Below are 23,860 nucleotides of genomic sequence, written 5' to 3'. Positions count from 1 at the left end.
ATAGGAAACAGATAAAAACTTTAAAAAAGAGACACATAAAATAGATAGAATCATTCAGGGAGGAAAATATGAAAAAGCAACTTGTTACAGCAACAACGGCAGTGGTTTTGGGGACGACTTTGTTTGCGGGTGCGGCATCTGCGCAAACGATTAAGGTAAAAAAAGGCGATACATTATGGGGACTTTCAAATCGGTATGGAACGTCAATTAATTCCATTAAATCTGAGAACAAATTAAAATCGGATATCATTTACATCGGTCAGACGCTTTCGATTAACGGTAAATCATCTTCAGGTTCAAATTCGGGCAGCAAGTCATCATCGTCTACATATAAAGTCGTAAAAGGCGACAGCCTTTGGAAAATTGCGAATAAATATAAAATGACGGTAAACCAATTAAAAAGTTTAAACGGTTTAAAAACGGACCTGATCCGCATCGGGCAAGTGCTTAAAGTAAAAGGATCAACTTCCGGTTCAGCGTCTTCAGGATCTTCGTCATCAAAGAAGCCTTCATCCAGCCATAATATTGCACAGACGAGCCTGAATGTAAACAAGCTGATTTCTGATGCGCAATCTTTAATCGGCACGCCGTATGTATGGGGCGGAACAACGACTTCCGGCTTTGACTGCAGCGGATTTATCTGGTACCTGTTAAACAAACAGACGAGTGTCGGCAGAACAAGCACTGCGGGATACTGGAGCTCAATGAAGAGCGTGTCCAGCCCGTCAAGAGGAGACTTCGTCTTCTTTACAACATATCAGGCCGGCCCTTCACACATGGGTGTGTACATCGGAAACAACAAGTTCATCCATGCCGGTTCTGACGGCGTCACAACAAGTGATCTGAATAACAGCTACTGGAAGCCGCGCTACCTGGGCGCGAAAAGATTCTAGCAGTGAGAGAAACCCGTTCATCCGAACGGGTTTTTTATTTAGACGGGGCAGAGCTCCATTTGTTTCACCTAAAAATGAAAATGTGATAAAAAATCTAAAAAGGTTTTCTTTTTTTCATTTTCATAGAGGGCGATGGCGTACGCGCCCGCGCTCGGCATCTGGGCGAATTCGCACGGAATTTCAATCATGCTGCCTGCGGCGAGTTCGGACCGTACCGCTGACAGCGGCAGAAATGAGACGCCCAGCCCCTCTTTAATAAATCGTTTCGTAATATGCGTCTGTGTCACCTTCATTGTTCTGACGAAAGGGAACTGTATTCTGACCTGGCGGAGCAAATCATCCCAATAGTCAGGATGGTTATGGGTCAAAAGCAGATATTGTCCGAACAGGTCTTTCACTTCATTCGCCTTCCCTGTCCCGGGTTTTCGGCCGGGTGGCGCGACGAGGACAACGGGGTCATTGTACAGGGGGCGGCAAGTGAGGGAAGATGATTGCACCTTTAAGCAGCTCAGTCCGATATCGGCTGAGCCGTTTCTGATTTGAGAGGCGATTTCTTCCGATTCGAAAATGGTGACTGTCATTTCGGTTTCTTTATTGTCCTCTGTATAACGCTTCATGACAGACGGAAGAACGGTGTCGGCGATAAGCGGCGAAACAGCGAGCGTCAGCGTGTGCGAGTAGCCCTGGCGCACCCTGTGCAGCTCCGCCATGCTGTTTTCATAGTCTTCCAAAAGTCTCATGGCAAACGGCACGTATGCTTTTCCTTCTTCCGTCAATTGTATTTTCCGGCCGCTCCGCTGAAACAGCTTGCAGCTGATTTCTTTCTCTAATAATTTTATATGAACGGTGACGGTCGGCTGAGATAAAAAAAGCGTTTCCGCCGTTTTTCTGAAATTCTCATATTTTGCCGCGGTGACGAAGGTGTGAAGCCATTTAAAATCCATAGATGCACTCCTCTGATTAAAAGTTTTAATTAATTCCCTTAAAAATATTCATTATTTTTTAAATATTATATTTACTATAATAACAGAAAGAGGATAAGGGGGAATGAAATTGATTTATCGTGGATTGAAAGGGATTACTTGTGCAGAAACGGCGATCAGCCACATTGACGGAGAAAAGGGGCATTTAATATATCGCGGCTATGACGCGAAGGATATCGCATTGCAATTCAGTTTTGAAGAAGCGGCGTATCTCATTTTGAACGGGGCGCTTCCTGATGAGCGGCAATTGCTTGCGTTTCAGGAAGAACTTGCAGCCGAGCGCGGGCTTCCGAAACATTTGATCGGCTTACTGGAAACGCTTCCGGATGAAATGGACGACATGGCGGTGCTGAGAACGGCTGTTTCGGGTTTGGGCACAGATTCATTTACATATCCGCCCAAGCGGGAAGAAGCGATTAAACTGATTGCCGTCACACCGACGATTATTGCGTACAGATACCGCCGTAAACAAGGGCAGGAAGCGCTGTCACCCGAGGCGCGATACGGACACGTTGAAAACTATTTGTATATGCTGACAGGCAGGCAGCCGTCCGCAGCCCAAAAGAAAGCGCTTGAGACGTATATGATTCTGGCGATGGAACACGGGATGAATGCATCGACTTTTTCGGCGAGAGTCACCGTTTCGACTGAATCGGACTTAGTGTCTGCCGTCACTGCCGCACTGGGTACGATGAAAGGGCCGCTGCACGGAGGTGCGCCTTCAGGCGTCACGAAAATGCTTGAAGACATCGGGGAAAAAGAAAATGCAGAAGCGTATTTGACAGCGAAGCTTATGAGGGGAGAACGCCTGATGGGCTTCGGGCACAGGGTGTACAAAACAAAAGACCCGCGGGCGGAAGCGCTGCGCATAAAGGCTGAAGAAGTGACGGGAAATGATCCGTCGCTTGACTTGGCGCTTTATGTGGAGAAGGAAGCCATCCGCTTGTTAGAGCAATATAAGCCCGGACGGAAGCTGTATACGAATGTGGAGTTTTACGCAGCGGCTGTGATGCAGGCCATTGATGTCGACAATGATTTATTTACGCCGACCTTTTCAGCAAGCAGAATGGCAGGCTGGTGCGCACATGTGCTTGAACAGTCCGCTGACAACATGATTTACAGGCCGTCTGCGAAATACACCGGCGCTTTTCCCGAAACGGCTCAGCAGCTTTAATTACCGGCATATTTGTCCGTTTAACTCCCCGCACTGCGTGGTATCGTCTCAGTAATACCAATTGCAGGAGTGTGAGAATATGAATCCGATGGACAGACAGACGGAAGGACAAAAGCCGCAGGTGCAAAACCGCCAGCCCGGCATTGAGTCAGACATGGAGCCAAAACCGCTCTTGGAGGACCCGGATGTAAAAGGATCGGGCAGATTAAAAGGAAAAGTCGCCGTCATCACGGGCGGAGACAGCGGCATCGGCGCAGCGGCTGCGATCGCTTACGCGAAGGAAGGGGCGGATCTTGCCATCCTGTACCTAGACGAACATGCCGATGCCGAGAGAACGAAAAAGCGTGCGGAAGAATACCAGGCCGAATGCCTGTTAATTCCGGGAGACGTCGGTGATGAGGCGCATTGTCAGAAGGCGGTCCGGCAAGTCTTAGATCACTACGGAAAAATAGATATTCTCGTTAATAATGCGGCTGAGCAGCATCCGCAAAACGGGATTCTTGATATTACGGCTGAACAGCTGGAGAAGACATTCCGTACAAACATGTTTTCTATGTTTCATATGACTAAAGCCGTGCTGCCTCATCTCAAAAGAGGGAGCGCCATCATTAATACAACGTCGATTACCGCTTATCAGGGAGACACATCATTGATCGACTATTCGTGCACGAAAGGCGGCATCGTTTCCTTTACGCGTTCAATGGCGATGTCATTGGCCGATCAGGGGATCAGAGTAAATGCGGTGGCCCCCGGGCCGATCTGGACCGCCCTGATTCCGGCAACGTTTACTGAAGAAAAGGTGGAAAAGCACGGTCTGGACACTCCGATGGGAAGACCGGGACAGCCTGCGGAACACGCCGGAGCTTACGTGCTTCTGGCTTCAGACGAATCTTCCTATATGACGGGGCAGACCATTCACGTAAATGGCGGCAGGTTTATTTCAACATAATACGCAAGTCTTATCCCGCACTTTTAAAAAGTGCGGGATTTTTATTTGATTACATATGAATACGATTTTTAAAAAATGGAAGTCTCCAGCCGAATCACTAATGTTAATATTTCACAGCAGAGAATCCGCTGAGTTCTGTTTTATGAAAACTGAAATAATATATAGAATTTTCAAAAAAGTTATTTTCATTTTTATATTTTTCGCTATAATATGATGTAGGAGAAAGGAATGATGTGCTGAAACATTTCATGCGAAAAATAAGAATTTAGTCATTATCGCTATTGTTATCTGAATATTCTAACATATATTGATTTACAAGGAGTGAAGCAGATGAAGGGGAGCATATTCAGAAAGAAAAGCATTCAGGACCTGCTTGCCGCAACGGGCGGGGAAAAGTCGCTGAAAAGAGAGTTAGGGGCCTTTGATCTGACCCTTCTGGGGATAGGGGCCATCATCGGAACGGGAATTTTTGTATTAACCGGAACAGGCGCTGTCACGGCGGGGCCGGGGCTGACTGTTTCATTTGTCATCGCCGCTCTTGCGTGTTTATTTGCGGCTTTATCATATGCGGAATTTGCTTCAAGCGTCCCGGTTTCCGGTTCCGTCTACACGTTTACTTATGCGACACTGGGTGAACTTCTCGCATTTATCATCGGATGGGATTTAATCTTGGAATATATGCTCGCCGTCAGCGCGGTTTCGGTCGGCTGGTCCGGCTATTTTCAATCATTCTTGGCGGGCTTCGGCGTTCATCTTCCGACTGCATTAACGGCCGCGCCGGGATCCATTAAAGGCACGGTCACATTCTTTAATCTCCCCGCATTTGTTATCGTGCTTGCGATTACATTCCTCCTCTACTTAGGCATTAAGGAATCGAAGCGGGTCAATAATATTATGGTCATTTTGAAGGTTCTGGTTGTTCTATTGTTTATCGCCGTTGCGGCCGTATATGTCAAACCTCACAACTGGCAGCCGTTTATACCGATGGGGTTCGGCGGTGTTTTCAGTGCCGCGGCGCTCGTTTTCTTCTCTTTTATCGGTTTTGACGCCGTCTCTTCCGCCGCTGAAGAAACGAAAAATCCGGCGAAGGATCTGCCGAAAGGAATTATCTTTTCATTAATCGTCTGCACTGTGCTGTATGTGACCGTATCGGCGATTATGACGGGCGTCGTTCCGTTTGCCCGCTTTGAAGGCGTTGACCATCCCGTGTCTCTCGTCCTGCAGATGGCCGGACAGAATTGGGTGGCCGGGATTATTGATATCGGCGCAGTGTTGGGAATGACAACGGTGATGCTCGTCATGCTGTACGGCCAGACGAGGGTGATGTTTGCCATGTCCCGTGACGGTTTGGTGCCGGGGGCGCTTTCAAAAGTCCATCCGAAGCATAAAACGCCGCACGTGGTGACATGGGTGTTCGGCATCCTGTCGGCATTACTCGGCTCACTCGTCCCGCTTGATGAGCTGGCGAAGCTGGTGAACATCGGCACGCTTGCCGCATTTGTCCTGATTTCAGTAGCGGTTATCGTATTGAGAAAGAAACAGCCTGATCTGCCAAGAGCTTTTAAATGTCCGGGGGTTCCCTTTATTCCGATATTATCCATTCTGTTCTGCGTATTTTTGATTATTAACCTTGGCGCCACCACCATATTCCGTTTCTTTATCTGGCTGATCATCGGTCTGGTGATTTATTTCTTATATTCGAGAAAGCATTCGAAATTAAACGGGGATTTGTAAGGAGCGGCACCCGCCGCTCCTTTTTATTTTTCGGAATAATGAAACATATTGAAATGGGCTTAAGTTATCGCAGCGAATAAGGGATAATATAGGGCGGAAGGGAAGTGGAAAGTCGTGTCTGACCAAAAAAGGGTTCAATGGGCCTCAAAAATAGGATTTATTATGGCCGCTGCCGGTTCGGCGATCGGCCTGGGAGCCATTTGGAAGTTCCCTTACGTAGCGGGTACGAACGGAGGAGGCGCTTTTTTTCTTGTATTCGTCCTCTTTACCGTACTTTTAGGCTATCCGCTTTTGCTCGGTGAATTTATTTTCGGAAGACGGAGCCAGACAAATGCGATTGATGCCTACAAACAAGCCGCGCCGAAGTCGGTATGGCACCTCACGGGTTATGTGGGTGTGGCGGCCTGTTTTTTAGTTTTGTCTTTTTACAGTGTTGTCGGCGGGTGGATTTTGCTTTATGTGTTAAAAGCTGTTACGGGTTCTTTATCCGGGCTCACTCAGGAGCAGTACGGAACGGTGTTCGGGACGGTCATTGAAAATCCGATCCAGACTCTCGCCGCGCAGCTTGTATTTATGATCATGACCGTGGCGGTCGTCGCAAAAGGCGTGCAGAAAGGGATTGAACGTGTCAGTGCGGTGCTGATGCCGGTTTTATTCGTGCTGTTTCTATTGCTTGTGCTGCGATCAGTCACGCTCGATCATGCCGTTGAGGGGATTAGATTTTTATTGGTTCCGCACTTTGAAGATTTGACGCCGGAATCCATCCTATATGCTTTAGGACAGGCGTTCTTTACATTAACGCTCGGCGTTTCGGTCATGGTGACATACAGTTCGTATCTGCCGAAAACCCAAAACCTTCCGGGATCGGCGGGTTCCATTGTTGTGATGAATGTGCTCGTCACGCTGTTTGCGGGACTGGCCATTTTTCCGGCGGTTTTTTCGTTCGGCTTTAAACCGGATGAAGGGCCTACACTGCTGTTTACCGTACTGCCGGCTGTGTTTGACCGGCTGCCGTTCGGCTCGCTGTTTTTTATCAGCTTTCTGGCGGTCTTTTTCTTCGCCGCGCTGACTTCGGCCTTTTCGATGGTGGAAATTATCGTAGCGACTGTCGGGAAAGGTGATGAAACGAAAAGGAAGAAGCTGTCGTGGACAAGCGGTCTGCTCATTTTCTTAGTCGGAATTCCGTCCTGTTTATCATACGGTGTTCTCGGTGATGTTCATTTGTTCGGAAAAACGTTTTTTGATCTAGCGGATTTCACAGTGAGCAATGTGCTGATTCCGCTCGGCGCTTTATTAATATCAATCTTCATCCCGCTGAAAATACCGAAGCGGGAGCTGTTCGCCGAGATGAAAAGCGGTTCCGCCATCGGCTATCGTTTCTTTCAGGTGTGGTATTTCCTTCTGAAATATCTCGTGCCGCTGGCTATCATCGTCGTATTGCTGCATTTAATCGGCGTTCTTCCATTTTAAAAAAACAGGCCCCCGTAAAAGGGCCTGTTTTTATGTTTAAAAACCGAATTGCAGATTCGTATCAACGGCAACGATCGTATATACACAGACAATGACGAAAAGGTTGAGGATGACACCGAGCAGTCCCGGGCCCGTCCGTCCTTTTTTAATAAACAGCTCAATGATGCCGAACGGCACGGCGGCCATCGCAAACGGCAGCATCTGATAAGAATAGAAAGTCACATTGCTGATGATTGCCACGTTCAAAAGCAGCAGCGACAAAATCGCGGTACCGACTGATATCCAGCCGAAAACATTATGCTCTTTAAAAATTCTTACCAATTCCATAATTCCACCTCACCGATGTTTGCTGCTTTTACTGTTTTGTTTTTCAGCAGACGTTCGATTTCTTTTGTCGGCCCCGTCACGACAGAGCCGTATACGTTCATTCCGTGATGTTCAACATAGTCGATTCGGCTGCCAAGATTCATGTCTTTGCGTTTCGATATTGCATGAGCCCATTTTTTATGGCGGGACATAAATTCAAGGGCATTGATAAATTGTTCACGGTCTGTCTGTCCTTGCGTTTCGAAAGAGGACACCATCTTGGAATCTTTCCCGGGAAATCCTAACGGCTCGGCATAAGGACTGTCTTTCAGATTTTTCTCCGTTTCGACCGCGTTCCATAAAAACTTCACATCGTATTTTTTAAAAGTCGAATATACTTGAGAAGAAGGGTAGGCCCGGTCATAAGAAAGATAGACCTCCGCCACGCTTCCTTCAGGCAATTTTTTTAAGGTCTGTCCGGCTTTTTCAATCGTGCGTTCCTTTAAGCCGGAAGGATGGGCGAAATAATGCTTTGCCTGTGCCGCGTCTAGATCATAGTAGTTAACGGCAGGCGATTTGACAGTATCTAAAAACATTTCAATTCGTTCTCCGCCGACGGATTTCGTTTTTGTGCCGATCTGCTTTTGCAGCGGAAATTCCGTATTCATTCCAAACAGCTTCACCTGGCTTTTCAGTCCGGAGGTATCGACGAGGACGTTCGGCATTGTGGTCGCCACCGTCACTGCCGCGGTCTCCATTAATTGATTGCCGGTGCTTTCTTTTCCTCCCAGACCGTAATAGAGGTAGCTTCCTAAAGTGCAAAGCGGCAAAATCATCAAAGTGGAGATGACGGCGAGAACTGAAATCCGCAAATACGATTTGCGTTTTCCGTATGATAAAATGGCCTTCTGTTTTTCCGGGCTGATGCCGACGTCCCATTCCCGGTCGTCCTGCATTTCGCTTTCAATCAACTCCTGATAGACTTCCAGCTTTTCCAGCTCTTCTTCAAAGGCGGCCATTTCCCGGTCGCTCATTTCTCCATTTTTGTATTGGTAAAAACGCTTTTTAAATTCTTCATTCATCATTAACACCTCTATTATAAAGTGCTTTCAGCCGCTGTCTGGCACGAAATAAAACACTTTTAAAATTAGCCTCTGAAATATTCATAATATGGGATGCTTCTTTGTAATTCAGTTCTTTTAAATAATACAGTGTTAAGGCCTCCCGATAATTGTCGGGAAGTTCGGACATATACCCTGTCAGCACTTCCTTGATTTCAATCTGATGAGCCGGGCTTTGAACAGCCGTCTGAAAAAGGCTCCCAATTAAGTCATCGGAAATGGTCACTTCCTTTTTATGTTTTCTGACATAATCTATAAACGCATTTCTCGCCACTTGAAAAAGCCATGGCTTTACTTTGCTGTGGTCATAGGAGTGAATGTGTATGTATGCCCTCATAAAGGTTTCCTGCAGCAAATCTTCAGCGAGATGCTTGTCTTTTGTCATGGAGAGCAGGAACCGGTAAACATCATTCATATACATTTGGTAAATTTCATCGATCGTCACTGCCTTTTCTCCCCTCTATGTTATACACGCATAAGAAAGGTTTAAAGTTGCACGTTCCATGCAAACGGCTTAAATTCATTTTCACCTCATCAAACACCATTTCTCTATAGTACCCAAAATCCGTCATAAAAGATAGAGATCGGCGGAGGAAAAATATAATTATTAGTACCAGGTAATAAAAAATATTGTTATAATAGAGAGAGAACACTTTTGATCATTACAACAAAGGAAGTGCGTTATGTATAAGTTTTGTGCAAATGCCATCAAATGCATTCTATCTCTGCGCGGAGGAGTGAAAGTGTACAATAAAGAGAATCTTCCGTCTGATAAAGGATTCGTTATCGCGTGCACGCATGCGGGCTGGGTGGACGTCCTCACGCTCGGTGTCGGAATACTGCCCCATCAGATTCATTATATGGCGAAAAAAGAGCTGTTTCAGAAAAAGTGGATCGGACATTTTTTGAAGAAGATTCACGCGTTCCCGGTTGACCGTGAAAATCCGGGCCCGAGCAGCATTAAAACGCCGATTAAGCTTCTGAAGGAAGGAAAGATTGTCGGGATTTTTCCGAGCGGTACGAGAACATCAGAAGACGTCCCGCTGAAAAGAGGGGCCGTGACCATCGCCCAAATGGGAAAAGCGCCGCTCGTTCCGGCCGCATATAAAGGGCCGTCTACGGGAAAAGCGCTGTTTAAAAAGGGAAAAATGCGGCTTATCATCGGCGAGCCGATTTTTTTGGAGGACTTTTCCGATCTTGCGCCGAAGGAGAGGCTTGCGGCCATGACAGAAGAGCTGAATGCCAGAATTAAAGAGCTTGAGAAAAAACTTGAACAATTGTAAATGAAAAAAAGCTTGCCGTCTGTATCAGACGCGCAAGCTTTTTTGTTATGCTTCTTTTTGTTCGGCGGTTTCCAGCAGTTCATCAAACGCCAGTTTTTTCACTTCGATATATGCGACGTGGTGGCCGTCAATTTCATTAATGATAAATTCACAGCCTTCTTCGATAATCGAGTCGTATTGTTCGACGTCGTATTTCTGGGTAAGGAACCAGCCGCCGATGGTGTCGACCTCGTCATTTTCTAAATGGATGCCGAGGAGTTCGTTCACTTGATCAATCAGGACCTTGCCGTCAAGCATGTAATGGCCGTCGCCGAGTTTGCGGATTTCGTTGATTTCATCGATATCAAATTCATCACGGATTTCCCCGACGATTTCTTCAATAATGTCTTCAACGGTGACAAGCCCCGCGGTTCCGCCGTATTCATCCGACAGAATCGCCATATGAACCCGTTCCTTCTGCATTTTTACAAGCAGATCGTGAATCGGTGCCGACTCAATCACATGGATGATCGGATTGACAAAATCGGTAATCGGCGAGTCGACTGATACTTCGCCGCTTATGCAGGCGGTCAGCACTTCTTTAATGTTAATAACGCCGATAATATTATCTTTGTCACCCTCTTCGACAGGGTACCGGGTATATTTTTCAATCTGAATGATGTCCATCATTTCAGAGATTTTGATATCATGCGGCAGACTGACGATTTCCGTACGCGGAATCATGATTTCTTTTGCAAGTCTGTCGTCAAATTCAAAGATTTTGTTCACATATTTAAATTCAGACTGGTTGATTTCACCGCTTTTATAGCTTTCCGATAAAATAATGCGCAGCTCTTCTTCAGAGTGGGCAAGCTCATTTTCAGACACCGTCTCCAGACCGAACGCCTTCGTTAAAAGACGGGCGGAGTTGTTCAGAAGCCAGATAAACGGGAACATGATGCGGTAAAACCAAATGAGCGGTTTCGAAAACAGCATTGAAACGGCTTCCGCTTTCTGGATGGCGACTGTTTTCGGCGCCAATTCTCCCACGACCACGTGTAAGAATGTAATGATCGCATAGGCGAGAATAAATGAAATAATATGCGATAATGAGCTTGGTACGTTTATCTTTGTGAAAAGCGGATGAAGCAAGCGTTCAATCGTTGATTCGCCTAAGACACCAAGACCGATGGAAGTCAATGTTATGCCGAGCTGGCACGCCGATAAATACTCATCTAAATGCGTGGTCACTTTTTTGACACCGATTGCGGCTTTATTTCCTTCTGCTATAAGCTGGTCAACCCGTGAGCCTCTGATTCTGATTATCGCAAACTCAGATGCTACGAAAAATGCCGTCAGCGCGATTAAAACCGCGACTAAAATCAAATTCACAATGTCCAATTAGAACCTTCACTTCTTTTGGGAAGATGAAGGTAACACCTCCTGTTAGTAAGATAATGGTTTAACTTAACAGCAGCATAAATGATTGAAGCACTGCAAGCTTTTCAGGAGCCAGCCTTTTTTTCAGCTGGGCGCGCTCCTCTGGTTCAAGCTTTTCAAACCGATTCAAGATCACGGAGATGTTTTGATTCATGTGATCAATTTCCGATGCCAGATTTCCAATATCGTCAGGCAGGGCTGAAGAGGGAAACTGGTTCTCCAGTCGATCTTTTATATCAGACAGGGCCAATCGCTGCTTTTTACAAGCGACTATAAACTTTAACCGATTAAGTGCAAGTGTATCGTAGTAACGATAGTTCGAACAAGACCTGTCAGGCTTTAAAAGCCCGAGGTTTGTGTAGTAATCCACCGTGCGTTTCGTTACACCGGCAAGCTCTGCTAATTCACTGATGCGATAAGTCTCAGCCCCATCTAAATCCCTCCCCAACCATCACGTTATAGTTATGAGAATAGTTTAATATATGAAGGGGAGTTTGCACAAGTTTATTGTTTTCCGTCTTTCTCCTGAAACGGCGCGGCGGGCTGTCTGAAAAAGCGTTGACTGCGCCATGTAAATCTTTCATAATCATTGTAAATAGAAACGGAAGAAAAAGACAGAAGGGACAGATGACAGTGGCCGGTTTATCACGGGAAGTGACACAGAATCTGGAGAAAGGTTCATGGATACGCAAACTATTTGATGAAGGCGCTCGGCTGAAAAAAGAGTTCGGCGCCGATAAGGTATTTGACTTTTCGATAGGAAATCCGGTTGCGGAGCCGCCTGAAACATTTAAAAAAGCGCTTTGCGAAGCGGCTGAAACAGGGCGGCACGGGTACATACAAAACCAGGGGCTTCCGGAGGCGAGAGAAAAGGTTGCGCGCTTTTTGTCAGAGCGGTTCCAGACAGAAATTTCGGCCAGGCATACAGTCATGACGGTCGGAGCCGGCGGGGCGCTGAATGTCGCGCTGAAGAGCATTTTAAACCCGGAGGAAGAAGTCATCCTTCTTTCGCCTTATTTTGCGGAATATAAAGCGTATGTTGAAAATTACCGCGGCAGACCCGTCATCTGCCCGCTGACTGACTCATTTGAGATTGATATTGAAGCGGTTAAAGGTGCGATCACCCCCCGTACGAAAGGACTGATCGTTAATACGCCGCATAATCCGACGGGGACTGTGCTCAGCCAGAAAAACCTTAACGAATTAGGCGCCTTATTAAAAGAAGCCGAAGAGCGGAACGGCCAAAGCATATTTATTTTATTTGATGAACCGTACAGCCAGCTGATCTACGGAGAAGAACAGGCGAATCCGTTTCAGGCGTATCACCGCGTGATTTTAGTCAGTTCGTTCAGTAAAGATCTCGGCATTGCGGGGGAAAGGCTCGGGTATATCGCGGCAGACGCCCAAATGCCTGAGGGCGATCTTCTGACGGATGCGTTCGTTTTCTGCAACCGGACGCTCGGCTTTGTGAACGCTCCGGTCATGATGCAGCGCACCGTGGCGAAAATGGATGATCTTTCGATTGATGCTGAACCTTACAGAAAGCGGAGAGACCTTATGGTGGACATCCTCACAGAAGCCGGCTTCGAATTTGAAATGCCGAAAGGAGGCTTTTTCGTCTTTCCGAAATCACCGATTGAAGACGAGGTGGCGTTCTGCATGCATGCCGCACAGAAATACAAACTATTGATCGTACCCGGCAGCGGATTTGGAAAAAGCGGCTATTTCCGATTATCTTTCAGCGTGCCTTCAGAACAGATCAGACAGTCGCGCGATGTTTTCAAAGCACTGTATCAAGATTTTTCTTCATAGCTTCCAATACAAAAAGATGGGAGAACGGACAAATGTCGAGGAGAAATAATGGCACGTCAGACATCAGCATTACAGGAATCGGAGTCTTAACCGCGGTCGGACAAGGCAAGGAGGCGCTTCTCGATGCGCTCATGGAGGGGCGGCACGCCTTTGATGTGATGAAACGGCCCGGCCGGCAGAAAGGCAGTTCGTTTATCGGCGCGGAGCTTAGCGAATTAACGCCGCCGGACGCGCTGTCCAAGCGCTTGTACCGAAGGGCCGCATTATCAGGAAAGACGGCACTTATCGCTCTATATGAAGCGTGGCATGACGCACAATTAGACGGCGCTGACCACAGCCGCACCGGTCTGATCATCGGCGGCTCGAATATGACGCAGCGCGAATTGCTGCAGACCTTTGAGAAAAACGGTGAAACGCCGCAATTTGTAAATCCGACATACGGGCTTTCTTTTATGGATAGTGATTTGTCGGGGCTTTGTACGGAGCAATTCGGGATAAAAGGGCCGGCCTTTACGGTCGGCGGCGCGTCGGCAAGCGGCCAGGCGGCGGTTATCCAGGCTGCTCAAGGAATCAAAGGTGGCCTGTTTGACCGATGTATCGTGATCGGGGCGCTGGCCGATCTGTCGTACATGGAGTGTCATGCTCTCCGTTCTTTGGGAGCGATGGGCACTGATACATACGCTGAACGGCCTGAAGCCGCCTGCCGCCCGTTTGACCGGCATACGGACGGGTTTATATTCGGAGAGGCGTGCGGGGCGATTGTGCTGGAACGGGCTGAATCTGCCGAAGAGAGGGGCGCACGTTCGTGGGCCGGCTTAAAGGGCTGGGGGATGGCTTCCGATGCGAACCGCAACCCGAATCCTTCAGCAGAGGGCGAAATGACGGTGATCCGCCAGGCGCTGGAGCGGGCCGGTCTTTCAGCAAAAGAGATCGATTACATCAACCCGCACGGCACCGGTTCACCGATCGGTGATAAGACTGAATGCCGGGCGCTTTCTGAAAGCGGCCTGTCGCACGCGCGGATTAATGCGACAAAATCGATTACCGGACACGGTCTGAGTGCGGCCGGAACGGTGGAAATCATTGCTGCTCTCTTGCAAATGCGGGAAAACAAGCTTCATCCGATCCGAAATTTAACGGAGCCGATTGACGATTCATTTCAGTGGGTGACCGACGGGCCGAGCGCCCATACCGTACACCATGCGTTAAGCTTAAGCATGGGATTCGGGGGGATTAATACGGCGCTTTGTTTAGAAAATCATTTTCGAAGCAGATAACGGCAGCCTTCTTTTTGAAGGCTGTTTTTTATATGATAAAAAAATCTGAAAATGATGAAAGAATGGAGTTGTGATACAATAAAATATACAAATGACAATCATGCTTTGACTTAGGAGGTGGCAGGATGGGGCCCTCTGTGTAGTCAATCACCCATTTCGTTCCTCTCGCTTAAGAAAAAACGATGAAATCAGGAGGTGACGTCCTTATCCTTCAATTCGGGATAAGGTGAAATGGACGATATTGACAGTTTGATTTTAATCGGTGTGCTCATTGCGTTAACGGCATTTTTCGTGGCGAGTGAATTTGCGATCGTCAGAGTGAGGAGATCCAGAATCGATCAGCTCATCTCAGAAGGGAACAGACGGGCGGTGCTCGCAAAGCGTATCATTACGGATCTTGATGAGTATTTATCCGCCTCGCAGCTTGGCATTACACTCACATCCATCGGGCTCGGCGTACTGGGAGAGCCTGCATTTGAGCGGATGCTTCATCCTGTGTTTCAGGGCATGGGGCTGCCGGATTCTGCTGAGCATGTGATTGCTTTTGCTGCGGCGTACGGACTGATTACGTTTCTACATGTCGTCGTCGGTGAGCTTGCGCCTAAAACGGTTGCGATTCAAAAAGCGGAAAAGCTGACGTTATGGATTGCCGGACCGCTTCGGTTATTTTACGTGTTCATGTTCCCGTTTATTTGGGTGCTGAACGGCTCCGCGAGAATTCTGACCGGTTTGGCCGGATTAAAGCCGGCATCTGAGCATGAAGGCTCCCACTCTGAAGAAGAGCTGCGGATCCTGCTGTCAGAAAGTTTAAAAAACGGAGAAATCAATCCGTCTGAATATACGTTTGTGAATAAAATTTTTGATTTTGATAATCGGATCGCCAAGGAAATCATGATCCCGAGAAAAGAAATCGCGGCTGTTTCCACTGATATGGACGTGCCGGAAATGCTTGATATGATGCTGAAAGACAAATATACGCGCTGGCCCGTAACGGACGGGGACAAAGACAGTGTCATCGGCATGATCAATACGAAGCATCTCTTTTCAGATCTGCTGTTTATGACAGAAGATGAAAAAGCGGAAGTATCCATCACGTCTTACGTCCGCCCGGTGATTGAAGTCATCGAGACGATCCCGATACACGACCTGCTGATAAAAATGCAGAGAGAACGGATTCATTTGGCGATATTGTCTGATGAATACGGCGGAACGTCCGGTCTTGTGACGACCGAAGACATCCTTGAAGAAATCGTCGGCGATATCAGAGACGAATTTGATGAGGACGAACAGCCGCAGATTCAAAAGCTGTCCGAACGCCATTATGTGCTGGACGGAAAGGTTCGGATTGATCAGGTGAATCATCTTCTCGGCGCAGGGATTGAAGAGGAAGTCGACACGATCGGCGGTCTTGTGCTGAAACGGAATATTGACATCTGTGCGGGTGAGTCGATACAAATCGGGGGATACACTGCCCTCATATTAGAAATGGACGGCCGGTTTATTAAACAGCTTGAACTCAAAGAAGAACAGGGCCGCCCGGGCGGTCAGGGAACAATAAACCGCCAGCTGCCTGTACCTGAAACGGTCATGCTTCATAACGCAACCTTGAGCGAAAAATAAGCTCAAGGTTTTTTAAATGGACATGATAATGAAGCCGCACCAGAACGCCAAAAGGCTTCCGGCTGCTGAAACAGCGATGTAGAGCAGGCTTTCCTTTATGCGGTTGTTCATCATCAGCTGCACGGCTTCAATACTGAACGTGGAAAAGGTCGTAAACGCACCGAAAAAGCCGGTCGCGATGATGATGCCGGCGGAAGGATTATCCAGGCCCAGTCCGGTGAACATGCCGAGGCCGAAGGAGCCGAGCAGGTTGACCGCAGCCATTCCAAGCGGAATCGGAAAACTTTTTGTTCTTTCTGAAATTGTTTTACCCAGCAGAGACCGTAATACCGCTCCGATACCCGCTGCGATAAGCATCAGGACAATCGTCATGGCGTATCATGCCCCCTTCCCGCTGCGTGAAGGGCAATCCGCCGTCCCCAAAAAATGCCGGCGTATGCAAGGGCAAGACCAGCGAATAAAGTCGCGGCAGCATAACAAAAAGCCGCTGCGGGAGACGATTGCAGCAGAAAAATGGTTTCTTTTGCGAAGGTTGACATCGTCGTGAAACCTCCGCAAAAACCGGTTCCTAAAAAGGCGGTCAAAAGAGGGCGTTTAGCCCGAATGATGAAATAACCCGTAATAAGACCGAGTAAAAGGCTTCCCGCCGCGTTTTCGAGGAAAGTGGCCGCCGGGAAAGAACCGCTGTGAATGTGCGCGCTCATTTCAAAGCGGAGCAAAGCGCCAAGCGCGCCTCCGATAAAAATTGCGATGTATTGTTTCATATCAGCCATCCTTAGAAATAAAATCCGGAAAATCAGTTACAATGCCGTCAACTGCCATCATTTGCAGCTTTTCGGCGGTCTTTTGATTTCTGACCGTCCAAGCAAATACTTTCAGGCCGTGTCTGTGAGCGGTGGAAATCAAGAACCGATTCAGACGGGTATATTTAATATTGACATAATGTACGGCTGATTTGTAGGCGGCCAGCTGGCTTTTGGAAAACATCCCAAAGCTGGGTCTTGCAATAATTGCAGTCGGAACGGACGGATACATGCCGTGAAAGGTCTGAATCGACTTGAGGCTGAATGATTGAACGATAGGGTGGATGGAAAAGGAAAACCTGCTTAACAGCTGGCCGACTGCTTTTTCAAGGCCGACTTGAGAAACGTGCCCCTTCAGTTCAATTAAAAATCCGATTTCAGAATGATAACGCTTCAGAACCTCTTCGAGCAGGGGAATCCGCTCCCCTTTAAACTCAGCCCCATACCAGCTGCCGGCATCCAGGGACTGCAGCTTCTTCAGCGTAAAATCTTTTACAAAACCGGAGCCGTCCGTCGTCCGGTCGACTTTGTCATCATGGATGACGACAATCTGACCGTCTTTTGTGAGCTGGACGTCAAGCTCAATGAAATCAGCGTTCATTTCGGCAGCGATATCAAATGCCGCAAATGTATTTTCGGGCGCGTAACCGGATGCGCCGCGATGAGCGATGGTATACAAGCTTGTCAGCTCCCCTCATGGGCATTTCTGTTATTATATCAGATTCGTATATGCACAGCGATTCAAACTGGTGAATGTGCAAAACAGTATTTTTTTGGAATAAAGTTAGTGCTTTTTTCGGTTTACAATCCGCATTGATGATTTATAATGGCAAAAAGGAGGCGAGATCATGGGAAAAGGGAGATTGAAAGTGGAAGAAAGAATTAAGGCCGAAACCGATGCTGAAATCCAAAAAGCGACTCTCCTGAAACAGACACAATCAAAGAAGAAATAGTGCCTGACCCTGTTGTATCTGGCTGAAAGATGAACGAATGTGTGAAAACCCCGGCTATGCTCTGATGCCGGGGTTTTTCAGGCTGCCTAAAGACATTAAAAGAAGCTGATGTCCGAATGTTTTAGTATAATAGATTTTCGACAAGACAAAGGAGCATGCCATGATGACACAATTTCAGAGCTTTTTTACGCTTGACCATATTTCGCAGATCAGTATCAGCATCGGAATTTTAGCGGCTTTTCTCGTTTTGAGAAAACTGTTTGTCAAATACTTTTTTCAGCTCATTTACAAATTGGCGAACAAGCCGAAAACCGACATATTCAAGCAGATTGCCGTAGCGTTTGACAAGCCGGCCAGATGGTTTTTCGCGGCGCTGGGTCTGTTTTTGGCGATTGAGTATTCGCCGTTTTTAGACGGGCAGATGGACATTGTCAAAAAATTGTACCGCTCTCTGATCGTTGCGCTGATCGCCTGGGGGCTTTGCAATCTGACATCGGCGTCTTCGTTTTTATTTCATAAAGTCAATCAGCGCTTTGAGCTTGATATGGATGACATTTTGGCGCCGTTTTTATCCAAGGTGCTGCGCTTTGTCATTCTCGCGCTCAGCGTCAGTGTGATCGCGCAGGAATTCAATTATGATGTAAACGGGTTCGTGGCCGGACTCGGACTTGGCGGATTGGCCTTCGCGCTTGCGGCTAAAGATACGATCAGCAATTTTTTCGGCGGCATTATCATCATTACGGAAAAGCCGTTTACGATCGGCGACTGGGTCGAGACGTCATCTGTGACGGGGGGCGTCGAAGATATCACATTCCGAAGCACAAGGTTCCGGACGGCGCAGGGGGCGCTTGTTACCGTGCCCAATTCAACGCTGTCCATGGAAGCCATCACAAACTGGACGAGGATGACGAAGCGCCAGGTCACGTTTTCCGTTCGTGTTTCTTATGCGACGCCGATTGATCGTCTAGAGCGGTGCATCACAAGGCTCAGAGAAATGCTTCGTGAACATGAAGGCGTGCATGATGATACGATTATGGTTAACTTTGACGTGTTTGCGGACAGCTATTACAATCTGTTTTTCAACTTTTACACAAAGACCATCGTCTGGGCGGAAAGCCTGGACGTGCGGCAGGATATCAACCGCCGGATTATTGATATTTTTGCTGAGGAAGGCGTGGAGTTCGCCTATCCGGGCCAGAATGTATTCGTAAAACAGAAAAGCCACGATGATCCGGTTCATGTGAAGGATCATTCCGGAGAAAAAGAACGGGCATAACAGGCGCCGTTCTTTTTTCATGATATGATAAAAAGAAAAGGCGGTGGAAGAGTGGAAGCGTTTATGACATTGATCAATCAGGCGGAACGTATCGTGGTGCTGACGGGAGCGGGAATGAGCACGGAATCCGGCATTCCTGATTTTCGTTCGGCGGGCGGTATATGGACCGAAGACACCTCCAGAATGGAAGCGATGAGCAGGGAATACTTTGAACGCCGTCCGCGTGAATTCTGGCCTAAATTCAAACAGCTCTTTCAGATGAAAATGAGCGGAAGTTATGAGCCGAATGCCGGCCATACGTATTTGGCGGATCTTGAAAAGCGGGGAAAGCAGGTAGACATTTTCACGCAGAATATTGACGGGCTGCATAAGAAAGCGGGAAGCAGCAGTGTCTATGAGCTTCACGGTTCAATTCAGACCGCCGCATGCCCCCGCTGCGGAGCGCGCTACGGGCTTTCTCATCTGCTGAAGGACGAAGTGCCGGAATGTACGGCGGAAATCGGTGATCATGCGGTATGCGGCACCGTATTAAAAACGGATGTCGTGCTGTTCGGCGATCTCGTTCAGCATTTTGAAACCCTTTATGAAAAGCTTGATAAAGCTGATCTTCTTCTTGTGATCGGCACTTCGCTTGAAGTGGCGCCGGCAAGGTTTGTCCCTGAGGATGCGGGCCGGATTCCCGGTTTGAAGCAGGTGATTATTAACCTTGAGCCGACATATTGCGACCATTTATTTGACCTTGTCATCCATGAGAAGATCGGTGAATTTGCAAAACGAATCAGCGCCGCGACATAAAAAAGCCGGATCATATACAGATCCGGCTTTTCTTATTCATGGACGGGAATCATTTGATCCGTCAGAACATCAAAGGAGTAGCCCTGGGCTTTCAGTTTTTGGATCAGGCTAGGCAAAGCGTGCACCGTCGCAGGCAGATCGTGCATTAAAATGACATGCGGCCTGCTCGTATGAACGCTTTCCAAATATGCGAGCTGATTCAATACTTCCGGCACGTACCGTGCGTTTTTGTACTTCCAGTCTTCACTGTCTATCGTCCAGTCCCAGTACACGAATCCGCCTTTTTCGAGATTCTTAATCTGGGCATCCGTCAATGACGGTTTACTGCCGTAAGGCGTGCGGACAAGATCCGTTTTTACTCCGGTGATTGCCTCGAGTGTATCGCGTCCCTGCTGCATTTCGTTCAGCGGTGATATCGGTGTTTGATAAAACAGGTGATTATCGTGCGTCACGCCGTGCAGGCCGAGCGCGATTCCTTCCTGCTTCGCTCTTTGCACGGAATGCTGATAGGCTTTCATCCGCGGTTCAAGCATAAAAAAAGTGGCCTTTGCGCCATTTGCCTTCAATACATTCAACAGCTGTTCAGTATATGGAGACGGCCCGTCGTCGAAGGTTAAATATACCGTTTTTTTCCCTGGGTCACGCTCTCTCTGCAAATGTTTCATTAAGACGTCGGGAGAATCATTTTTCAGCCGCAGGCTTTCTGCTTCATCCCGAAGCTGCCCGTTTGCAGTCACGGTGACCTGTTTGTTTTTTGCGGCGGAAGCGGAATATCCCATTATGACGATTACCAGAAGCAGTCCGCACAAAACTGCTAAACTCGTAAGTTTAAAAGCCAATGAAAACAGAGAAGGGGAAGCACCTTCTTTTGTGTTGCGCATAACAATCTCTCCAGTAGCATAAGTTTCTGCATAATGCCGATAACAGCGGAGGCTTGCGAAGTGCCATAAGTTAACAGCATATGTATGTCGAATCAAGTATACAGGAACAAAACTGGAAAAGACATAGAAAAGGTGTCGAATAATAAGATTTTAAGAAAAAAATAAACTCCGCAGCCGGCTCGTTCAGTATGATAGAATAGTTGACAATAACAGCTGAGAATGCACATCACGGCAGATAACGATGAGGAGGGTTTACATGAAGACATTAGTAAACGGCCAGTTGATTGATCGTGAAGAAGCGGCAGTTGATATTGAGGACCGCGGATATCAATTCGGTGACGGTGTGTATGAGGTCATCAGAGTGTATAACGGCGCCTTATTCGGTCTGCGCGAGCATATTGACCGTCTTTTCAGAAGCGCCTCAGAAATCGGCATCACCCTGCCGTTCTCCGCAGAGGACATAGAATGGGATCTGCAAAAGCTCGTACAGGAAAACAAACTCATTGACGGCGGGGTCTATATACAGACGACGAGAGGGAAGGCGCCGCGGAAGCACCAGTATGACGAAGGATTGGAACCGCAGACGACGGCATACACCTTTTCAGTGAAAAAACCGGAAAATGAACAAAAAGCCGGAGCGCAGGCCATAACGGCGGAAGACAAACGCTGGCTGAGGTGTGACATTAAGAGTCTGAATTTACTGTATAATGTGATGATTAAACAAAAAGCCTATGAAGCAGGCGCTTATGAAGCGGTGCTGATAAGGGACGGAGCTGTCACGGAAGGAACCTCTTCCAATGTATACGCCGTCATAAACGGCACTGTCCGGACGCATCCTGCAAATGAGCTGATTTTAAACGGCATTACGCGGATGAAACTGTTAGAGCTGATGAAAGAAAACGGGATTGAGGTGCGTGAGCAGGCTCTTACCGAAGACGAACTCAGGGATGCGGATGAAATTTTCATCTCGTCAACGACGGCTGAATTAATCCCGATCGTAACCCTTGACGGAAAACCGGTCGGAAGCGGAGCGCCGGGACCTGTAGCCAAAACGATTCAGGAGGCTTTTCAGTCGCACATTCAGCAGGAGCTCGGCGTTCAGTCATAAGCTGAAAAAAGGCCGGAACACATCCGGCCTTTTTGCTTCAGTCAGATAAAAAGAGATTCGATATGCTGAACGAGCACACGGGAGATCTTCTCTTTTGAAAGACGATCAGGTTCAAGCATGGCATGCAGCGCCAATCCGTCGGCGATGGCATACATTTTCTCCGCTTCGATCTCTTTATCAAGATTCGGTTTCAGAAGCTTATTTTCATCCAGCCAGTCAATCAGGCCGCGGATATATGCCAAGATCCCGTCCTGCTGGGGATGAAACTCTTCTCCCTTATGTCTGGCATAAGCTGTGAAAGCGAACCATACCTCCATTTCAGCCATCGTTTCTTCATCTGTCGGGATGATTTCAAGCATCAGACGCACCGCTTTTTCTTTCGGCGGCAGATCTTTCATGGCAACTTCGTTAATTCTGGCGGCCGCTTTTTCTTTTACGAGTGTCATCGCATACCCTAAAAGCTCATCCTGGGTGGTGAAATAGTGCCTCAGCGCGCCTAAAGAAAGACCCGCTTCCTGGGCGATGTTTCTCACTGTCGCTCCTTCCATTCCCCGCTCCAAAATCGTCCGCCAAGTGGCTTCGGCTATTTGTTTTCTTCTTTTTTCATGATCGATTATTTTAGGCATGGTTCCAGTGTAACAGGAAATATTTTTTCTTGCAATTTTGTAATACAGTTGTATTAAATAAAGAGCAGTGATACAATGCATTTTAGAAAACGATAAGGGGGAACCGGATTGAACGCGATTGCTTGGTTGATTGTCATTTGTGAGGCTGCTTTTTGGGCGGCTGTCATCTTTGGATTGGCGGCGCGCTATATATTCAGGCGGCAAAAGCTCGGAATGTTTTTTTTCGCTCTCATTCCTTTATTGGATGCCGTACTGTTTCTGGCGGCTGCAGCTGATTTATACAGAGGGGCGGCGGCGACTATGGCGCATGCGGTGGCGGCCATTTATATCGGAGTGTCTGTCGCCTTCGGAAAAAGCATGATTCAATGGGCGGATGAGCGATTCCGCTATTATGTGGTCAAGGAAGGGGCAAAACCGGTCAAACGGTACGGACTGGATTATGCCAAACATTATGCGAAAGGGTGGGGAAGACATGTATTAGCATTTATCATCGGCGGCGTTCTTTTAGCCGGAACGGTATTTCTCATTCAGGACGCTTCCCGCACCGAAGCGCTCAGCGTACTGTTAAAGGGCTGGTCTGTCGTATTGTGCATCGATTTTTTGATCATGGCGAGTTTTTTTGTGATGCCGAAAAAAAGAAGAAACAGCCGGGAGCTGTAAAAAAAGCAGCTTTTGATTAAGCTGCTTTACAGAAAGAATTATTTTACGATCAGCACGGGAATATCGGATTTCGATGACAGTTTTTCACTGACACTTCCGAATAAAAGTTTTTTCAGTCTGTTCTGGTCCCGGCTCCCCATGACGATCAAATCCGCCGATATACGGTCGGCATGCTCGATAATGGCATCAGCGGGATCACCTTCTAAAATGTCGATATCCCCGTCAATCTGGCTGTCGTTCATCAGCATTCTCGCTTCCGCAACGATTTCTTCCGTACGGTCTTCATAAATCATCGGATCAGGGGAGATTCTTTCCGCCTGGAGCGGGTCAGGAACGCTTGCAATCCCGCCGCCGATATACGTTGCCCCGGCTCCCGGCCTCGGGGGATCAACAATCGTCCGGGTATCTTTTGCATTGTGGGAATGTACGACCGTTAAATCCGCGTGAAACGTTTTTGAAAGGTCTATGGCTTTTTGGAGCGCTTTTTTACTATCATCACTTCCGTCAAAAGCTGCTATCAACCGGTCCGCGTGAAACATCGGCCTCATCCTTTCAGTAAAAAAGGTTTGTTTTACAATACCCGAATGGCAGAAATGTAAAACCTGCGTTGACAAAAAAAGGATTTGTTTATATGATGAAGGAACAATATAGGGAAAAAGGAGGTATGGATCATGTCAAAACTAAAGCTTGTCAACTCATCTTCAGCTGAATACCGGC

Annotated in this window: 26 protein-coding genes; 14 read left to right on the top strand and 12 right to left on the bottom strand. The window is 47.6% G+C overall.

The window, feature by feature from the left end:
• Positions 1-68: 68 nt before the first annotated feature.
• Positions 69-893, top strand: coding sequence for a C40 family peptidase (locus tag ACWHAR_RS09570; RefSeq protein ID WP_024085067.1), 825 nt, complete (start codon positions 69-71; stop codon positions 891-893).
• A 68-nt stretch (positions 894-961) separates the two neighbouring features.
• Here ACWHAR_RS09570 and ACWHAR_RS09565 read toward each other — a convergent pair whose 3' ends face one another.
• Positions 962-1,837: a LysR family transcriptional regulator gene (locus tag ACWHAR_RS09565; RefSeq protein ID WP_032874282.1), complete on the bottom strand. Its 876-nt coding sequence runs from the start codon at positions 1,835-1,837 to the stop codon at positions 962-964.
• A 109-nt stretch (positions 1,838-1,946) separates the two neighbouring features.
• Between ACWHAR_RS09565 and ACWHAR_RS09560 the strand changes: the two genes are divergently transcribed.
• From ACWHAR_RS09560 to ACWHAR_RS09545, 4 genes are all read left to right on the top strand, one after another.
• Positions 1,947-3,050, top strand: a complete 1,104-nt coding sequence (locus tag ACWHAR_RS09560) for a citrate synthase/methylcitrate synthase (protein WP_032875166.1) — start codon at positions 1,947-1,949, stop codon at positions 3,048-3,050.
• A gap of 79 nt (positions 3,051-3,129) precedes the next feature.
• Positions 3,130-3,999 (top strand): SDR family oxidoreductase, encoded by an 870-nt coding sequence (locus ACWHAR_RS09555; protein ID WP_014417296.1) that lies wholly within the window; start codon positions 3,130-3,132, stop codon positions 3,997-3,999.
• 330 nt (positions 4,000-4,329) lie between these two features.
• Positions 4,330-5,733 (top strand): amino acid permease, encoded by a 1,404-nt coding sequence (locus ACWHAR_RS09550; protein ID WP_032874288.1) that lies wholly within the window; start codon positions 4,330-4,332, stop codon positions 5,731-5,733.
• Positions 5,734-5,847: 114 nt separating this feature from the next.
• Entirely contained in the window at positions 5,848-7,203 is a 1,356-nt protein-coding gene (locus ACWHAR_RS09545; RefSeq protein ID WP_032874290.1) for a sodium-dependent transporter, read from the top strand.
• Positions 7,204-7,239: 36 nt separating this feature from the next.
• Here ACWHAR_RS09545 and ACWHAR_RS09540 read toward each other — a convergent pair whose 3' ends face one another.
• Genes ACWHAR_RS09540 through sigM form a run of 3 tightly spaced genes read right to left on the bottom strand, consistent with a single transcriptional unit; the run spans position 7,240 to position 9,075 of the window.
• A complete protein-coding gene (locus ACWHAR_RS09540; RefSeq protein ID WP_003155315.1) occupies positions 7,240-7,530 on the bottom strand; it encodes an anti-sigma-M factor in 291 nt (96 codons plus the stop codon).
• Positions 7,518-8,594, bottom strand: a complete 1,077-nt coding sequence (locus ACWHAR_RS09535) for an anti-sigma factor (protein ID WP_087920756.1) — start codon at positions 8,592-8,594, stop codon at positions 7,518-7,520. Before ACWHAR_RS09535 ends, ACWHAR_RS09540 begins: the two co-directional genes overlap by 13 nt.
• Positions 8,584-9,075, bottom strand: a complete 492-nt coding sequence (gene sigM / locus ACWHAR_RS09530) for an RNA polymerase sigma factor SigM (protein WP_003155312.1) — start codon at positions 9,073-9,075, stop codon at positions 8,584-8,586. The genes ACWHAR_RS09535 and sigM overlap by 11 nt, the downstream gene beginning before the upstream one ends.
• Positions 9,076-9,313: 238 nt before the next feature.
• Here sigM and ACWHAR_RS09525 point away from each other — a divergent pair, with 238 nt between their 5' ends.
• Positions 9,314-9,913: a lysophospholipid acyltransferase family protein gene (locus ACWHAR_RS09525; protein ID WP_032874292.1), complete on the top strand. Its 600-nt coding sequence runs from the start codon at positions 9,314-9,316 to the stop codon at positions 9,911-9,913.
• A 45-nt stretch (positions 9,914-9,958) separates the two neighbouring features.
• Here ACWHAR_RS09525 and ACWHAR_RS09520 read toward each other — a convergent pair whose 3' ends face one another.
• Both ACWHAR_RS09520 and ACWHAR_RS09515 read right to left on the bottom strand, forming a co-directional pair.
• Positions 9,959-11,293, bottom strand: a complete 1,335-nt coding sequence (locus ACWHAR_RS09520; RefSeq protein ID WP_007409264.1) for a hemolysin family protein — start codon at positions 11,291-11,293, stop codon at positions 9,959-9,961.
• Between the two features lie 61 nt (positions 11,294-11,354).
• Positions 11,355-11,780 carry a MerR family transcriptional regulator gene (locus ACWHAR_RS09515; RefSeq protein ID WP_007409263.1) on the bottom strand — a complete coding sequence of 142 codons (426 nt, stop codon included), beginning with the start codon at positions 11,778-11,780 and terminating at the stop codon, positions 11,355-11,357.
• A gap of 179 nt (positions 11,781-11,959) precedes the next feature.
• On the opposite strand from ACWHAR_RS09515, the gene ACWHAR_RS09510 reads away from it, so the two are divergent.
• The 3 genes from ACWHAR_RS09510 to ACWHAR_RS09500 all read left to right on the top strand — a co-directional run bounded on the left by ACWHAR_RS09510 (position 11,960) and on the right by ACWHAR_RS09500 (position 16,041).
• Positions 11,960-13,144 carry a pyridoxal phosphate-dependent aminotransferase gene (locus tag ACWHAR_RS09510; protein ID WP_032875169.1) on the top strand — a complete coding sequence of 395 codons (1,185 nt, stop codon included), beginning with the start codon at positions 11,960-11,962 and terminating at the stop codon, positions 13,142-13,144.
• 32 nt (positions 13,145-13,176) lie between these two features.
• Positions 13,177-14,421: a beta-ketoacyl synthase N-terminal-like domain-containing protein gene (locus tag ACWHAR_RS09505; RefSeq protein WP_032874294.1), complete on the top strand. Its 1,245-nt coding sequence runs from the start codon at positions 13,177-13,179 to the stop codon at positions 14,419-14,421.
• Between the two features lie 231 nt (positions 14,422-14,652).
• Complete coding sequence (locus tag ACWHAR_RS09500) at positions 14,653-16,041, top strand: hemolysin family protein (protein WP_007610337.1); 1,389 nt, start codon at positions 14,653-14,655, stop codon at positions 16,039-16,041.
• 12 nt (positions 16,042-16,053) lie between these two features.
• Here ACWHAR_RS09500 and crcB read toward each other — a convergent pair whose 3' ends face one another.
• Genes crcB through ACWHAR_RS09485 form a run of 3 tightly spaced genes read right to left on the bottom strand, consistent with a single transcriptional unit; the run spans position 16,054 to position 17,523 of the window.
• Complete coding sequence (gene crcB / locus ACWHAR_RS09495) at positions 16,054-16,413, bottom strand: fluoride efflux transporter CrcB (RefSeq protein WP_032874296.1); 360 nt, start codon at positions 16,411-16,413, stop codon at positions 16,054-16,056.
• A complete protein-coding gene (locus ACWHAR_RS09490; protein WP_032874298.1) occupies positions 16,410-16,805 on the bottom strand; it encodes a fluoride efflux transporter FluC in 396 nt (131 codons plus the stop codon). The genes crcB and ACWHAR_RS09490 overlap by 4 nt, the downstream gene beginning before the upstream one ends.
• Before the next feature lies 1 nt (position 16,806).
• Positions 16,807-17,523 carry a glycerophosphodiester phosphodiesterase gene (locus ACWHAR_RS09485; protein WP_032874301.1) on the bottom strand — a complete coding sequence of 239 codons (717 nt, stop codon included), beginning with the start codon at positions 17,521-17,523 and terminating at the stop codon, positions 16,807-16,809.
• A 169-nt stretch (positions 17,524-17,692) separates the two neighbouring features.
• Between ACWHAR_RS09485 and ACWHAR_RS09480 the strand changes: the two genes are divergently transcribed.
• The 3 genes from ACWHAR_RS09480 (at position 17,693) to ACWHAR_RS09470 (ending at position 19,868) form a co-directional block, all read left to right on the top strand.
• Positions 17,693-17,797: a YhdX family protein gene (locus ACWHAR_RS09480; protein ID WP_003155299.1), complete on the top strand. Its 105-nt coding sequence runs from the start codon at positions 17,693-17,695 to the stop codon at positions 17,795-17,797.
• A 160-nt stretch (positions 17,798-17,957) separates the two neighbouring features.
• Entirely contained in the window at positions 17,958-19,073 is a 1,116-nt protein-coding gene (locus tag ACWHAR_RS09475) for a mechanosensitive ion channel family protein (RefSeq protein ID WP_032874303.1), read from the top strand.
• 63 nt (positions 19,074-19,136) lie between these two features.
• On the top strand, positions 19,137-19,868 hold the full coding sequence (locus ACWHAR_RS09470) for an NAD-dependent protein deacylase (protein WP_301294548.1): 732 nt from the start codon (positions 19,137-19,139) through the stop codon (positions 19,866-19,868).
• Between the two features lie 32 nt (positions 19,869-19,900).
• Here the strand turns inward: ACWHAR_RS09470 and ACWHAR_RS09465 are convergent, their stop codons facing one another.
• Complete coding sequence (locus tag ACWHAR_RS09465; protein WP_032874305.1) at positions 19,901-20,749, bottom strand: polysaccharide deacetylase family protein; 849 nt, start codon at positions 20,747-20,749, stop codon at positions 19,901-19,903.
• Between the two features lie 256 nt (positions 20,750-21,005).
• Here ACWHAR_RS09465 and dat point away from each other — a divergent pair, with 256 nt between their 5' ends.
• Complete coding sequence (gene dat, locus ACWHAR_RS09460; RefSeq protein ID WP_032874307.1) at positions 21,006-21,857, top strand: D-amino-acid transaminase; 852 nt, start codon at positions 21,006-21,008, stop codon at positions 21,855-21,857.
• A 41-nt stretch (positions 21,858-21,898) separates the two neighbouring features.
• On the opposite strand, the gene ACWHAR_RS09455 is transcribed toward dat, so the two are convergent.
• On the bottom strand, positions 21,899-22,483 hold the full coding sequence (locus ACWHAR_RS09455) for a TetR/AcrR family transcriptional regulator (protein WP_014720932.1): 585 nt from the start codon (positions 22,481-22,483) through the stop codon (positions 21,899-21,901).
• 108 nt (positions 22,484-22,591) lie between these two features.
• Between ACWHAR_RS09455 and ACWHAR_RS09450 the strand changes: the two genes are divergently transcribed.
• Positions 22,592-23,143 carry a hypothetical protein gene (locus ACWHAR_RS09450; protein ID WP_032874309.1) on the top strand — a complete coding sequence of 184 codons (552 nt, stop codon included), beginning with the start codon at positions 22,592-22,594 and terminating at the stop codon, positions 23,141-23,143.
• Positions 23,144-23,181: 38 nt separating this feature from the next.
• On the opposite strand, the gene ACWHAR_RS09445 is transcribed toward ACWHAR_RS09450, so the two are convergent.
• Positions 23,182-23,682 carry a universal stress protein gene (locus ACWHAR_RS09445; protein ID WP_007409250.1) on the bottom strand — a complete coding sequence of 167 codons (501 nt, stop codon included), beginning with the start codon at positions 23,680-23,682 and terminating at the stop codon, positions 23,182-23,184.
• Between the last annotated feature and the right edge of the window lie 178 nt (positions 23,683-23,860).

Source organism: Bacillus sp. LR--39 (genome assembly GCF_053613335.1).
This window is presented reverse-complemented; position numbering and strand designations above follow the sequence as displayed.

Bases quoted from the DNA above. Each gene is read 5' to 3' on its own strand.
- ACWHAR_RS09470 (WP_301294548.1), top strand. From the start codon at position 19,137: ATGACATTGATCAATCAGGCGGAACGTATCGTGGTGCTGACGGGAGCG.
- ACWHAR_RS09455 (WP_014720932.1), bottom strand. From the start codon at position 22,483: ATGCCTAAAATAATCGATCATGAAAAAAGAAGAAAACAAATAGCCGAA.
- crcB (WP_032874296.1), bottom strand. From the start codon at position 16,413: ATGACGATTGTCCTGATGCTTATCGCAGCGGGTATCGGAGCGGTATTA.
- ACWHAR_RS09500 (WP_007610337.1), top strand. From the start codon at position 14,653: ATGGACGATATTGACAGTTTGATTTTAATCGGTGTGCTCATTGCGTTA.
- ACWHAR_RS09445 (WP_007409250.1), bottom strand. From the start codon at position 23,682: ATGTTTCACGCGGACCGGTTGATAGCAGCTTTTGACGGAAGTGATGAT.
- ACWHAR_RS09480 (WP_003155299.1), top strand. From the start codon at position 17,693: ATGGGAAAAGGGAGATTGAAAGTGGAAGAAAGAATTAAGGCCGAAACC.
- ACWHAR_RS09465 (WP_032874305.1), bottom strand. From the start codon at position 20,749: ATGCGCAACACAAAAGAAGGTGCTTCCCCTTCTCTGTTTTCATTGGCT.
- ACWHAR_RS09540 (WP_003155315.1), bottom strand. From the start codon at position 7,530: ATGGAATTGGTAAGAATTTTTAAAGAGCATAATGTTTTCGGCTGGATA.
- ACWHAR_RS09555 (WP_014417296.1), top strand. From the start codon at position 3,130: ATGAATCCGATGGACAGACAGACGGAAGGACAAAAGCCGCAGGTGCAA.
- ACWHAR_RS09550 (WP_032874288.1), top strand. From the start codon at position 4,330: ATGAAGGGGAGCATATTCAGAAAGAAAAGCATTCAGGACCTGCTTGCC.
- dat (WP_032874307.1), top strand. From the start codon at position 21,006: ATGAAGACATTAGTAAACGGCCAGTTGATTGATCGTGAAGAAGCGGCA.
- ACWHAR_RS09490 (WP_032874298.1), bottom strand. From the start codon at position 16,805: ATGAAACAATACATCGCAATTTTTATCGGAGGCGCGCTTGGCGCTTTG.
- ACWHAR_RS09535 (WP_087920756.1), bottom strand. From the start codon at position 8,594: ATGATGAATGAAGAATTTAAAAAGCGTTTTTACCAATACAAAAATGGA.
- ACWHAR_RS09570 (WP_024085067.1), top strand. From the start codon at position 69: ATGAAAAAGCAACTTGTTACAGCAACAACGGCAGTGGTTTTGGGGACG.
- ACWHAR_RS09505 (WP_032874294.1), top strand. From the start codon at position 13,177: ATGTCGAGGAGAAATAATGGCACGTCAGACATCAGCATTACAGGAATC.
- ACWHAR_RS09525 (WP_032874292.1), top strand. From the start codon at position 9,314: ATGTATAAGTTTTGTGCAAATGCCATCAAATGCATTCTATCTCTGCGC.
- ACWHAR_RS09475 (WP_032874303.1), top strand. From the start codon at position 17,958: ATGATGACACAATTTCAGAGCTTTTTTACGCTTGACCATATTTCGCAG.
- ACWHAR_RS09510 (WP_032875169.1), top strand. From the start codon at position 11,960: ATGACAGTGGCCGGTTTATCACGGGAAGTGACACAGAATCTGGAGAAA.
- ACWHAR_RS09565 (WP_032874282.1), bottom strand. From the start codon at position 1,837: ATGGATTTTAAATGGCTTCACACCTTCGTCACCGCGGCAAAATATGAG.